General features: G+C 32.4%; 14 protein-coding genes. 5 read left to right on the top strand and 9 right to left on the bottom strand.

All coding sequences use genetic code 11. From position 1 onward, the window contains the following. Window positions 1-60: 60 nt before the first annotated feature. Entirely contained in the window at window positions 61-567 is a 507-nt protein-coding gene (locus tag ACFSX9_RS11890) for a hypothetical protein (protein WP_379807939.1), read from the bottom strand. A gap of 123 nt (window positions 568-690) precedes the next feature. On the opposite strand from ACFSX9_RS11890, the gene ACFSX9_RS11885 reads away from it, so the two are divergent. Then, complete coding sequence (locus tag ACFSX9_RS11885; RefSeq protein WP_379807937.1) at window positions 691-1,812, top strand: cysteine desulfurase family protein; 1,122 nt, start codon at window positions 691-693, stop codon at window positions 1,810-1,812. Between the two features lie 1,210 nt (window positions 1,813-3,022). Here the strand turns inward: ACFSX9_RS11885 and ACFSX9_RS11880 are convergent. Both ACFSX9_RS11880 and pyrE read right to left on the bottom strand, forming a co-directional pair. After that, window positions 3,023-3,412 (bottom strand): SRPBCC family protein, encoded by a 390-nt coding sequence (locus ACFSX9_RS11880; RefSeq protein ID WP_379807935.1) that lies wholly within the window; start codon window positions 3,410-3,412, stop codon window positions 3,023-3,025. A 71-nt stretch (window positions 3,413-3,483) separates the two neighbouring features. Continuing rightward, window positions 3,484-4,131 carry an orotate phosphoribosyltransferase gene (gene pyrE, locus ACFSX9_RS11875; protein ID WP_379807933.1) on the bottom strand — a complete coding sequence of 216 codons (648 nt, stop codon included), beginning with the start codon at window positions 4,129-4,131 and terminating at the stop codon, window positions 3,484-3,486. A 7-nt stretch (window positions 4,132-4,138) separates the two neighbouring features. On the opposite strand from pyrE, the gene ACFSX9_RS11870 reads away from it, so the two are divergent. From ACFSX9_RS11870 to ACFSX9_RS11860, 3 genes are all read left to right on the top strand, one after another. Next, on the top strand, window positions 4,139-4,732 hold the full coding sequence (locus ACFSX9_RS11870) for an NUDIX hydrolase (protein ID WP_379807931.1): 594 nt from the start codon (window positions 4,139-4,141) through the stop codon (window positions 4,730-4,732). A 31-nt stretch (window positions 4,733-4,763) separates the two neighbouring features. Then, the gene (locus ACFSX9_RS11865) at window positions 4,764-5,036 is read left to right on the top strand and encodes a heavy metal-binding domain-containing protein (RefSeq protein ID WP_379807929.1); all 273 of its coding nucleotides are present in this window, start codon (window positions 4,764-4,766) and stop codon (window positions 5,034-5,036) included. A gap of 186 nt (window positions 5,037-5,222) precedes the next feature. Next, complete coding sequence (locus tag ACFSX9_RS11860; RefSeq protein WP_379807927.1) at window positions 5,223-5,666, top strand: ferritin-like domain-containing protein; 444 nt, start codon at window positions 5,223-5,225, stop codon at window positions 5,664-5,666. A 48-nt stretch (window positions 5,667-5,714) separates the two neighbouring features. On the opposite strand, the gene ACFSX9_RS11855 is transcribed toward ACFSX9_RS11860, so the two are convergent. Next, window positions 5,715-7,439 carry a M14 family zinc carboxypeptidase gene (locus ACFSX9_RS11855; RefSeq protein WP_379807925.1) on the bottom strand — a complete coding sequence of 575 codons (1,725 nt, stop codon included), beginning with the start codon at window positions 7,437-7,439 and terminating at the stop codon, window positions 5,715-5,717. Between the two features lie 242 nt (window positions 7,440-7,681). On the opposite strand from ACFSX9_RS11855, the gene ACFSX9_RS11850 reads away from it, so the two are divergent. Then, the gene (locus tag ACFSX9_RS11850; protein ID WP_379807923.1) at window positions 7,682-9,082 is read left to right on the top strand and encodes a DEAD/DEAH box helicase; all 1,401 of its coding nucleotides are present in this window, start codon (window positions 7,682-7,684) and stop codon (window positions 9,080-9,082) included. Between the two features lie 155 nt (window positions 9,083-9,237). Here ACFSX9_RS11850 and ACFSX9_RS11845 read toward each other — a convergent pair whose 3' ends face one another. The 5 genes from ACFSX9_RS11845 to ACFSX9_RS11825 all read right to left on the bottom strand — a co-directional run bounded on the left by ACFSX9_RS11845 (window position 9,238) and on the right by ACFSX9_RS11825 (window position 13,041). Then, window positions 9,238-9,564: a hypothetical protein gene (locus ACFSX9_RS11845; RefSeq protein WP_379807921.1), complete on the bottom strand. Its 327-nt coding sequence runs from the start codon at window positions 9,562-9,564 to the stop codon at window positions 9,238-9,240. Between the two features lie 197 nt (window positions 9,565-9,761). After that, window positions 9,762-10,322 (bottom strand): porin family protein, encoded by a 561-nt coding sequence (locus tag ACFSX9_RS11840; protein ID WP_379807919.1) that lies wholly within the window; start codon window positions 10,320-10,322, stop codon window positions 9,762-9,764. Window positions 10,323-10,589: 267 nt separating this feature from the next. Further along, window positions 10,590-11,213: a hypothetical protein gene (locus ACFSX9_RS11835; RefSeq protein WP_379807917.1), complete on the bottom strand. Its 624-nt coding sequence runs from the start codon at window positions 11,211-11,213 to the stop codon at window positions 10,590-10,592. A gap of 18 nt (window positions 11,214-11,231) precedes the next feature. Beyond that, window positions 11,232-12,209, bottom strand: a complete 978-nt coding sequence (locus tag ACFSX9_RS11830; RefSeq protein WP_379807915.1) for a hypothetical protein — start codon at window positions 12,207-12,209, stop codon at window positions 11,232-11,234. Window positions 12,210-12,267: 58 nt separating this feature from the next. Next, on the bottom strand, window positions 12,268-13,041 hold the full coding sequence (locus ACFSX9_RS11825; RefSeq protein ID WP_379807913.1) for a hypothetical protein: 774 nt from the start codon (window positions 13,039-13,041) through the stop codon (window positions 12,268-12,270). Between the last annotated feature and the right edge of the window lie 6 nt (window positions 13,042-13,047).

Genomic DNA, 13,047 nt, shown 5'->3' with positions numbered 1-13,047 from the left:
TTTCGAAATAAAAAAAAGGGCTACTCATTTTTGAATAGCCCTTTTTTTTTAATTTTTTCTCTACAGAAGTTTCTCATAATTACCAAAAATATATTCTGTAAAACTGAACGAGTTTTCAGGGTTTGAAAAATTCACATTCAAGAATTTAATGTTGTGTGTATAACCTGTTATTGTAATTTCATCTGCCGCAAAAATTGCGTTGGTGATAATCTCAATTGTACCTCCAGTAGCATTCCATTCTTTTTGAACTGTTGGAGAAGCTGGAGGCAAAATAGAACAAATAGTTTGCTCCGAAACATTGTCTGAATATAATCGGTAGACAATTCGATTATCTGCATTTACGTTAACAATTCTCGGACTTCCATCAATAGTTACTTCATTAGCAAAAAAGGTTTCAGGAATGCTAATTAATAATAATTCATTGCCATTAATTTTATAAACCAAATTGTTAGTTGGGCATTTTTTAGCCGTTACGCTATCAAAATTAAATGACTCCAAAGTAATATCGCCATCATCACAAGCTTGCAACATAAAGACCGCCGCCAGTAAAATAATTATTTTTTTCATCTGCTATTTTTATTTAAAGAACAAAAATAAACGATTTTATCTATTTTCCGACAATAAGTATCTGTTTTAAAATTGTAATGTAATTTTTAATCGTGTCAATTAATGCTTTTGTATCTTTGCCAAATGAAAAAAGTATATTTAGACAGTGCTGCAACAACGCTAATTCATCCGGAAGTAATTTCGGTAATGATGGACGTTCTTCAAAATGATTTTGGAAACCCTTCTTCAACACATAGTTTTGGTAGAAGTGCCAAAACCTTGTTAGAGTCTTCTCGAAAATCTATTGCTAAAATACTAAATGCACAAGCATCAGAATTGATCTTCACATCAAGTGCAACCGAAGCGACTAATTGGGTTTTAAGAAGTGCTGTGAAAGATTTAGGCGTAAAACGAATACTTACTTCTAAAATCGAACATCACGCAACATTGCACACCATTGATCATTTAGCCACTGAGTTTGGAACCAAAGTCGAGTATATTGGCATTTTGCCTTCGGGACAAATCGATTATCAAGATTTAGCTGCCAAGTTATTGTCGGACGAATTCACCTTGGTATCATTAATACACGTTAATAACGAAATAGGGACGGTTTTAGACGTTAAACGCGTCAGTGACTTGTGCAAGTATGCCAAAGCACTTTTTCATTGCGATACAGTTCAATCTGTAGCTAAAATGAAGATTGACGTACAAGAACTGGGAATTGATTTTTTGGTCGCGACTGCTCATAAATTTCACGGACCAAAAGGAGTTGGATTTGCCTACTTAAAGAAAAATTCAATGTTGCAACCGATGATATTTGGAGGCGAGCAAGAAAAAGGAATGCGTGCAGGAACTGAAGCCGTGCATCAAGTTGTGGGAATGGCAAAAGCGATTGAACTAGCTTACGCGAATTTGGAAGCGGATGTCGTATACATTTCCGATTTGAAAAAGTATTGCTTAGCCGGATTAGAAACTATTTTTCCAAATCTTAAAATTAACGGAACAGAAACATTTTATAATTTGATAAATGTGCAATTACCCTTGTCGGAAGAAAAAACAGCCATGTTGTTATTTACTTTGGACATGAAAGGAATTGCTGTTTCAAGAGGAAGTGCTTGCCAAAGCGGAAGCATAAAACCTTCACACGTTTTAGCCGAATTTTTATCAGAAGAAGAAAGTAAGAAACCAAGTTTACGAATTTCATTTTCTCACTTCAATACAAAAGAAGATATTGACTTTTTGTTTGAAGCTTTGAAGACGGTTTAAAATTAGTACTATTTTCATAGTGAGTTTATTTCTCGATTTTCATTTGTGTGAGATCCTGAAATAAATTCAGGATTACAAATTGGTTAGTTTTTTCAGAATGACAAAGCAAGTGAATTTTTTGTAGTAGCACATATCGACAAAACTTGTCATGCTGAACTCGTTTCAGCATCCAGAATTTATCTCAGCAATTGTTTTCATTAGTACGAGATCATGAAACGAGTTCAGAATGACAAAGCGTGTGTTTTTTCCAGAATGAAAAATTGTATATATTTTCCAACATCGCATATCCACAAAACTTGTCATGCTGAACTCGTTTCAGTATCCAGAATTTATCTCAGCAATTTTTTTCATTAGTACGAGATCCTGAAATAAATTCAGGATGACAAATTGGGTGAATTTTTTATAGTAACACATATCCGCAAAACTTGTCATGCTGAACTCGTTTCAGCATCTGCAATTTATTTCAGAACTTTTATTAGTAGTATGAGATCCTGAAACGAGTTCAGGATGACAAAGCGTGCGTTTTTTTTCAATGAAGAATTGTATGTTTTTTCTAACATTGTATTTCCACAAAACTTGTCATGCTGAAATCGTTTCAGCATCCAGAATTTATCTCAGCAAGTTTTTTCATTAGTACGAGATCCTGAAACGAGTTCAGGATGACAAAGCGTGTTTTTTAATAGTAACACATATCCACAAAACTTGTCATGCTGAACTCGTTTCAGCATCTGCAATTTATTTCAGAACTTTGATGAGTAGTACGAGATCCTGAAATAAATTCAGGATGACAAAGCGTGTGTTTTTTCCAGAATGAAAAATTGTATATATTTTCCAATATCGCATTTCCACAAAACTTGTCATGCTGAACTCGTTTCAGCATCCAGAATTTATCTCAGCAATTTTTTTCATTAGTACGAGATCCTGAAACGAGTTCAGGATGACAAATTGGGTGAATTTTTTGTAGTAACAAATTTCCACAAAACTTGTCATGCTGAACTCGTTTCAGCATCCAGAATTTATCTCAGCATTTTTTTTCATTAGTACGAGATCCTGAAACGAGTTCAGGATGACAAAGAGTGTGTTTTTCAGGATGACAAAGCGGGTGGTTTTTTCAGGATGGCAGAAAAGATAATTTTTATACATTAGTATAAAAACAAAAAAAAAACACGAATCAATAAATTCGTGTTTTTTTATAAATCAATTTAGAGAATTATAATTTCCCCATATTTTGAGCTAAAGTTTCAATAAATTTGGAAATAGGACCTTTGATCATCATTGCCATCATCGCGTTGAATTCACCATCAAAATGCAATTGCACATCTGTTGTGTCATTTACTTCTGTAATGTTAGCCGTTAATGTAAAAGGTAATTTACTTGAAGCCGCTCCTAAAACAATTTTAGAATTTGGAATAGCTTCTTTTTTCACTAATTTAATTTCTGGCATTCCCTTTAAACCGAATTCGAAACAGTTTTCATCAATTACTTCAAACTTCGCGATATTGTCGGGCATTAATTTTTCAAAATTCTTAACATCACACAATTCGTTGAAAATATATTCAGCTGATTTTGCTACGTTTACTTTTGGACTTTCTAAGTTCATTTTTTTTTGTTTTAAAGATTACAAGTTTAAAAGCGAAGTTGTACTTCCAACTTTAAACATTTAAATATAAATTATACTTCTGGATTCCATTCCGCAGGATTCGAGTTCCAAGCGCTTAACGTTTCTAATTCGTCTTCTGAAACATAACGTTTGTCAACCGCTTTCTGTAATAAATTTTCATAATTACTTAAAGTGATCACATCGATATTAGCTGCTTCAAAACGTTCTTTAGAAATTGCGAAACCATACGTAAAAATAGCTGCCATGCCTTTAACATTGGCACCTTCATTGCGCAAAGCTTCAACGGCTAATAAACTACTTCCTCCAGTTGAAATTAAATCTTCAACTACCACCACATTCTGACCTTTATGCATAAAACCTTCCACTTGATTCTGTCTTCCGTGCTTTTTTGGCTCGGGTCTAACATAAACAAAAGGCAGTCCCATAGCTTCTGCAACAAGTATACCAATACCTATTGCACCAGTTGCTACGCCCGCAATTACATCTGGTTTACCAAATTTTTCTTCGATATGCTTTGTAAATTCATCCCGAATATAATTCCTAACCGCTGGAAATGAGAGTATTACACGATTATCACAATATATTGGTGACTTCCAGCCTGAAGCCCACGTAAAAGGATTTTTAGAATTTAATTTAATTGCGTTTATTTGTAAAAGCAATTCGGCTGTTTGTTGCGCTGTGTTGTTATTAAAAATCATATTGCAAATGTATAAAGTTTTTGTGAACGATAAGCCACTTTTTTTAACAAATGAAGTTCAGAAGGAAACAGACTTCAAACTTTTTCTGTTAGAAAGTGTAGATATTGAGAAATTGATCGTTAAATTTTTTCAAAATAAGATACAGAAAGCCTTACTGTATCATCCGGATGAAAAATTAATAATGAAAACGCTTCGTGCTAAACTACCTGTTGAAAAAGCAGGCGGTGGTTTAGTTTATAACAAAAATGGCGACATTCTTTTTATTTTCAGAAATGGAAAATGGGATCTACCAAAAGGCGGCATGGAGAAAAACGAAACCATTGAAGAAACTTCTATGAGAGAAGTGGAAGAAGAAACTGGCGTAAATAAATTAGTAATTACAGAAAAATTACAAAAAACTTATCATATCTTTAAACGAAATGATCGGTATAAATTAAAAATAACGCAATGGTTTGAAATGCAAACTACCTTTGAAGGAACGCCAGAAGGACAAGCTGACGAAGGAATTGACTTAGTAGAATGGGTTAACCCAAAGGATATTTCTAAGTATTTAGAAAACTCGTATGAAAATATCAAATTGCTGTTTGAAGACTTAAAATGAAAACTAAATTATTAATTTAAACTATATAAAAATGAAAAAAAGAATTGTATTATTTGCTTTCGCGATCGCATCAATGACATTCGTTTCTTGTAAAGAAGAAGCAAAAGACGCAACAACTGTTGAAATTAAGGACGCACACGCAGGTCATAATCATGCAGAAGGCGAAATGCACGCATCTTATGCTTGTCCTATGGATTGCGAAAAAGGAAAACACTACGAAGAGCCAGGAAAATGTCCGGTTTGTGAAATGGATCTAGTAGCAGTAACTGCAACTACTGAAGGACACGAAGGACACAATCATTAATCTTTAATGATTTTTTAAATAACGATCACGAATTGACTCAGGTTGATTCGTGATTTTTTATTTTTACTTAATACCGCCTAAAATCTTCATGAAGTAAAATTTTATAAACAATTCGAGAAATTTTGTAACATGGCTACCCGCAATTTTGATGAAATTTGTAGTATATAAATCAATAAACAAATTACTATGGAAACTCAAAAAACTATATCGATCTTAGACAACTTAATTGTGGTTTTAGAAGATGGAAGAGAAGGATATTTAAATGCTTCACAGAATACAGAAAACGCAAATTTAAAAAGTGAATTTTTAACATTTTCGAGAGAACGTTCTCTTTTAGTTGTAGAACTTCAAGATGAAATCAATAAATTAGGTAAATCAACTGATTCTGAAAGCGGAGCACTTGGTGCTTTACACAGAGTGTGGATTGATTTCAAATCTTTATTAACAGGACACGACACTACAGCAATTATCGAAGCTTGTATTACAGGTGAAGATTATGCTATTGAAAGATATCAAGAAGCATTGAAAAATGACGACTTATTAACTTCGTTACGACCAATTATTGTGTCGCAATTAGCATCAATTGAGATGTGTAAGGCGAAGATTAAAGCTATGGAAAGTATTCAATAGTTTTATTAAAAAATGCCTTAATTTTTACATTAAGGCATTTTTTTTATCTTATTTGATTCGGTAAACCGGATATTGTAAGTGCGCTTTCTCATAGTAGGGCGATTGACGATAGACCCAATCCAATTGCTCATAGGCGTTTTCGGCGAAAGCCTTATCTTCTTTTTTCTTCTTCTCGAATTCCGCTTTTACTTTCGGATTTTCAGTTAGAAAGTCTTTGGCCAAATCTTCAAAAACATAAGCTGAATAACCTTCTTTACGTTGTAATATCGGATCGAAAAAATTCCAATTGAAATATGAATCAACTGCTTCAGGTTCTAATGTTTCTAATAAATACTTCACACTAGTTTGATTGGTCGAAAAAACATAATCACCTGCATAAAATTTTAATTTTTTGATACTTTTCGAAACTGTAGTATTGTAATGCGAATAATGACCTTCGTATGCCGAATTTGAAGTTTTATAACTTTCAATTTTATAGGATTCTACTTCAATAATGGTATCTTTTTGAAGTTGAGAATAGTTAATTCCGTTCAATTGCAACAAATCTAAAACTTGCCATTGCGATTGCGGAATAATATAAGCAGTCGGAATCTTTATATTTTTTGAAGGTTTATAATCGCCATAAAAAGGAATCTTTTTAGTAAATGGTTTGCTTCTGTCATAATATAAACGGTCTTTTCCGGAAATATCACTTGCTTTATAATCGCCTTTAAATCCTTTAAAATCAATATAAGAAACTTTTGTAGAATCAATTGTCCAATCTAACGGATAATTCATTCCGGGTTGGAAATCTTTCATCGCATCCTGACGCATTTGTTTGATTTTCATCACATTGGCATCGGCATATTTTATCGAGCTAATCATAAATTCGTACGTTACTTTCACGCGTTCTTTATACGCTTTTAACATGTGCGTTTCCGGAACAAATCCCAAAGTGTGAAATAATGTGGTATAACCTGTCGCATATCTTGGCGTATCAGTAAATTGCTCAAAACCTTTGTCGGGCGTTGTGCTGTGGACATTTACATACGGAACCACATCGATTTTCTTATGTTGCATATCTTTTACGATGGTCGGATATAAATCGGTGATGAAGAAATTTCCTAATTGATTTCCTAATCTTTCGTGTTGCGTGGCGATGCAAGTAAACGTGTATTGATAATCGGCACCATTTGAACAGTGATTATCCAAAAATAAATCGGGTTTTAATTCCGTAAACAACTGCTGAAAACTTCTCGAATTTTTAGTGTCCGATTTAATAAAATCGCGATTCAAATCATAATTACGGCTATTTCCTCTAAAACCATATTCTTCTGGACCATTTTGATTGGCTCTTGAATGGGAATTTCGATTCAACATGCCGCCCACATTATACACTGGAATTACCGCGATAAAAGTGTTTTTAGCCGTTTCGACTTTTCCCATTGCCAAATCACGCATTAGCATCATCGAAGCATCAATTCCATCAGGTTCACCCGGATGAATTCCGTTATTGATTAAAATTACTGCTTTTTTATTTGCGTTTTCACCTTCATAATCAAATTGGCTATTATTGGAATATAAAACCAAATACAAAGGTTTTCCGCTATCAGTTGTGCCTTTTTGAACCATTTTAATGGTTGAATAGGCTTCGTCTAGAGCTTCATAAAACGAAATACATTCTTCGTAAGTGGTCGATTGATTGCCATTTCCCTTTTCAAAAGGCGTAACAAACTTGTTTTGAGCAACTACCGAAATAGAAAAAAGAAAGATAATTAATTTATAAAAACGCATAATATATAAGGATTTGACTTCAAAAATAAATAAAGTTTTTGATGTATAATTTTATAATTCTGAAAAATCACGTTTTTCAATAAAATACTTCTGGTTAATTCGATTTGCCACAGTTTAAATAATTTAAAAGGAATAAAGTTTGACGATTAAAAATTAGTGATAATCTGTGTAATCAATGGCTTATAAATTATAAATTTAGTTTGGTTTAGTTTTTTTTAATTAATTGGCTTTATCTTTGCCAAATGAGTCAAAATCCATTTTCCAATAATGTACTTTTAAATTTGGGCATTCCGAGTTTAAATAAAATGCAAGAAGCAGCCCAAAAGGCTATTTTGAATGAAGATAATATTTTATTGCTTTCGCCAACAGGTTCGGGGAAAACATTAGCGTTTTTATTGCCAATTTTCCAACTTCTAGACGAAGAAGTCAAAGGAGTTCAATGTTTAATTTTAGTACCTTCTCGTGAATTAGGTTTGCAAATTGAGCAAGTTTGGAAGAAAATGGGAACGCATCACAAAGTAAATATGTGTTATGGAGGCCATTCATTAGAAACTGAAATCAACAATTTAAGTAACCCGCCAGCGATTTTAATTGGAACGCCAGGTAGAATTGCCGATCATATTGAACGCGGAAATTTCGCGACGGATAGTGTGAAAACCTATATTTTGGACGAATTTGATAAATCGTTACAACTGGGTTATCACGAAGAAATGTCTTATATCATTGGGAAAATTTCTAGAGCAAACAAACGTATTTTAGTTTCAGCGACTTCGGGTGTTGAAATTCCAAAGTATACGAAAATCATTGACCCAAGAGTTATTGATTTTATTCCGAAACAAAAACAGAATGAGAATTTAGAAACGCGTATTGTTTTCTCGAAATCGAAAGATAAGATTGAATCGCTTTTTCAATTAATTTGTTCGTTGAATTCTGAAGCGGCGATTATATTTTGTAATCACAGAGAAGCGGTAGAAAGAATTCACGAAATGCTAACAGCAAAAGGAATTATTTCTACGTTTTACCATGGTGGATTAGACCAAGACGAAAGAGAGCGTGCTTTAATTCAGTTTAGAAACGGAAGTGTTTCGTATTTAATTACGACCGATTTAGGAGCTCGTGGATTGGATATTCCTGAAATGAATCACGTAATTCATTACCATTTACCTGCGAAAGAAGATGAATTTATACATAGAAACGGAAGAACCGCACGTCAATTAGCCACCGGAACTTCGTATGTGTTGATTCACGAAACTGAAAAGAAATCAGATTATTTTGATTATGGAAAACGTCGATTAGATGTTTCTGAAGCGAAATCGTTGCCAAAACCACCAGTTTATCAAACACTTTATATTAGTGGTGGAAAGAAAAACAAATTGAATAAGATTGATATTGTAGGTTTCTTTTCGCAAAAAGGCCAGTTGGAAAAAGATGATTTGGGCTTAATTGAAGTAAAAGATTTTATTTCATTTGTGGCCGTAAAATATTCAAAAGTAAAATCCTTGCTTCAAAACATCAAAGATGAAAAGATGAAAGGGAAAAAATATAAAATTGAAATTGCCCGAAACGTTGTGAAGAAAGAGGAGGAAGAAGAGGAAACGCATCCGAAATTCACTTCTCGCACAAATGAAGGTTTTAGAAGATAACAAAAAAGGCTCCAGATGGAGCCTTTTTTATGTTTGGTTCTAGGAGTGCTTTAGTTAATTTTTATTTTCTATTATTATGAATACTACTTGTACCTTATTTAAAAAATAAAAAATAACTTTAGATGCCAGCTAAGCAATTTTTCATTTATGTAAATTTAAAAATTCCTTACCAATCTTACAAGACATTTAGGTGCTGGAGTATTGTTTGTAACTCCTTCAGAATATATCCCAGTACTAAATGATTTTGCAAAAGATCGTAAGTCATTATAGCCTTTTGAACTCCAATAATTTTTAAATTGAAATCCTCCAACAGCCTTTGCATGAAGTCGGTACATTTCATCAAGTTCTTCCATTGTTGGTAATCTCCATCTTTCGCCAACAATTAGAGTGTAAGCTCTAGCTTCGTTCCAAGTCATTTCTTGTAAGTCATTTGCAGCTATTTCGAACGATAAATTTTCTGTTAATACGTAACTTTTACACATAGTTTTTAATAATATTTTTTTTAATTTACTAATTAATTTTTTAATTCAAATAACAAATGTTTCTAATTAATTTGTTATTGCATAAAGAACTAGTAAATATAAACACAAATATATAAAAGCAATACATTCTCACAAAAAAAAAGCTAAAAACCATAATCTGATTTTTAGCTTTTACTATTTATATTTTTGAGAATTTCTTAGAAGAAAAAATAACCTACTGAAGCTTGTAACACTCCGTTTTTGTATTTATTTGAACTTCCGTCAGTATTGTTAATATTTGATAATCCTAAGTTGTATCTAACTCCAAAATTAAGTCCGTTTTCTAATTTGTAGCCTACTCCAACATTCGCACCGAAGTCCAGCTTTTTGAAACTATCTTTAATATTTTCACCGTCAAAGTCAGCTCCAATTAAATAACCAACTTGTGGTCCTGCTTCAATACTAAGCCCTTTTGCTACGTAATATTTTGCCATTAACGGCATGTTTACATAAGTTAATGATACAAAATCCTTAGTATCCTTAATACCATATCCTTGTCCAGAATACATAAGTTCAGGTTGGAAAGAGAATTTATCTGTTATAGGAATTTCGCTCATGATACCGAAATTAAATGATGAAACAAGATCTGAATCACTAGCGTTGTCGCCAAGAAGTGTAGCAAAATTAAGACCTCCTTTTACACCAAATTTAATGTCCTGTGCTGAAACATTTGAAAATCCCAAAACTGCAACAGCTACTACTAAAAGTAATTTTTTCATAATTATAAATTGTTTTTTGATTGAAGTACAAAGCAACATCTTTTCTACTGTTGTGAAATTTTATTTAGAATACTTTTAACTTTTTTAACGCACGTTAACAAGACTATAAGTTTTTATTTAGAGTTTCATTACTAAGATTTATTTTGCTAGGTAGCTTCTTCAAAAAACAAGTTCCTTAAGAATTTATTCTTAAAGTTTTAAAGCCATAAGTAAGTAATCAAATTTTATGCTTTACAGTTGTTTTTTGCTCTTATTTTAAAATATTAGCTAGTCTTTTGCTTTGATTGTAGTGTAAGTGCTGAAGCTTTTGTACACACGAGTTTCTTTTAATTTTCCATTCTTATACATTTCTATTCTATCCGTATCACTCGATTTTTTATCATAATATTTTATTTCCTTGATTCTCTTTTTGGAATTAAAATATTCTGTTTTGAACATGCGCCCATCTTTCTGAACATTTGTCATTTTTAGCTTGCCGTTCTTCTTGTAATAATAAACTGTTCTATCGTAAAAAGCACCTTTTTTATTCCATTCATCGATAGTAGAAACTCTAACAGTATATTTTCCTTCCTGAATTAATTGTTTTTTGTCGTTGTAAATAAAGTAGTAAGTTCCGTCTTTAGGCTCTATTAAATCATAATAAGTTACTAATTGAGGGCGGGAGCATGGACGTGTAACAAAGTCTGATTTTTTAGTAAAAACGGTTTCATCATTTTGAAAAACGGTAAGTGTATCGGTTTCTTGATGCTGATTAAATTTTAATAACTTTACAGAACTATTCGCTATTGTGTTGCCTAAACAAACAGTGCTTATGAATAGTAGAGAAATTAAGATTGCGGTTCTCATGTGTTTCAATTTTATCGTGATTTGTAGGGCTTGAATTGAGTTCATTAGAAAAATCTTTTTTTTTTAATTTCCTCTAACTTCAAAAGTATCATGAACAACAGGAGAAATGGCTTTTTCTTTCAAGATTAGTTCATTGTTTTTAAATTCGAAATAATGCTTTTCATCCCATGACCAGCTAGTTCCTTCTCGCATATTAATGCCATTTGCTTTAAAGTAAACTGTAATTTGATTGCCTTTTGTTTCTATGGTGATTTCATCAAAAGTATCCTGAATTGTTGCACCATCTGGCGTTGTAGGACAATTTTCAATTTCTTTCAAGATGTCTTTGTCGTTTCTAAACCAATAGCGAATAAGTTCTAAATGCGTATAGGAACATTGATAGCCTAAATCTAAAGCCGAAAGTATTTTGCATTTTAAATTTGTACGATTTTCAGCAGCAGTTCCATCCCATCCGCATTCATTTCCCACGAAAGTGGATACATAAGCTAACGCTGCTTTTTCAGGTTCTGAAATTTGGGCGATGTAATTCTCATTTAAAACAATCGAATTAAAATTTGCTTTTAATTCTTTATTATATAAGTTTTCTCTCCACAAGAACTTCGTCTTTTTATCGGTTAGTTTTAAAGATTTTAGTTTTTTCGCTTTATACAAATGCTCCGTAAAATTAAGATAGGAGTCATCTCCAGCGTATCGCATACTATCAATTTCCCATTTAATTTCAATTTCTTCACCTCTAATGTATTTATATTCATCGGAATTAAAGAGTAGGGCAATTGTATCTTTATTCTTTTCAACAATAAAGTAAAAATCGTCTGCATCATCATTAAAAGCTACGTATTTAACGGTGTCGATATAGGTTATTCCTAATTTTAATTTTTCATTAGGTCTTAATTTCGACTCAAATTCGGTGGGAATAGGAGTTTGGACCACTTCTTCGATTGCGTTTTTTGGTAGTAGCGTTTCTTCTTTCCCTTTACACGATTGAAATGAAAACAAGAGTGTAAATATTAGAAGTAAAGACAACAATGCTATTTTTCTCATTTTTCTTTTCGTTGGATTTTGTATGTTTTTTAAAATTATTTTAGGTATTTCTTGAAAACTAGTTATCAACTTCTAACTCTTCAAAATCGATAATTTTTGATAATCTAAGCGGTTGCTCTTGTTGTATATCAGACCAAGTTTCTTCAAAATCATCCTCTTCATCTTGAACATGATTTCGATTTATGCGTACTCGTTTTCTTTTGTTTAAAAAGTTAATACTCGTTTCGTTATTCACTAACGGACCGGTGTTACTACTAGCTTCATAACCAATTAATTCAAAGTCATTATTTTTTAAACGGAAATTATATTTCCAATAACCATATCTTCCATGCGCATAACCAATAAATAACTTTCCTTTTTCAATGTTGAAATATAATTCTGGAGCATAATAAACGCCACCTTCTTCGTTTTCGGACGAAAAACAATCGTAATTTTTTACCACAATATCGTATCCGTTTTCGTTCTTGAAAAGAATAATAATTCCTCTTCTATTTCGGTCTAATTTTCCTCTAGTATCATCAACAACAAAGCGGTTTTTATCGGTTCCTTTTATAATTAATACCCAATCTTCTAATCCATCGTTGTTGAGATCGCCAAAAATTTCTTCGTGAAAAACGTATCCTTCCGGTATAAAACCTGTTGTATTAATCGTTGATACCTTAGGAATCGTTTCAGGTTCTTCTAGAGTTTCTTCTGTAGTTCCTTCTGGAATTTCTTCAATTTCAATTGCCTCTTGTATAATGGGGACATCTACATGGTTGGTTTTATCCCTGCACGCTGCAGTTGTTACTACCAATGCAATTAAAAGCAAAAGAAATATCGATTTTTTCATGTGTTA

This window comes from Flavobacterium ardleyense (genome assembly GCF_042686085.1).
In the GTDB taxonomy this organism is placed as follows: Bacteria; Bacteroidota; Bacteroidia; order Flavobacteriales; family Flavobacteriaceae; genus Flavobacterium; species Flavobacterium ardleyense.
This window is presented reverse-complemented; position numbering and strand designations above follow the sequence as displayed.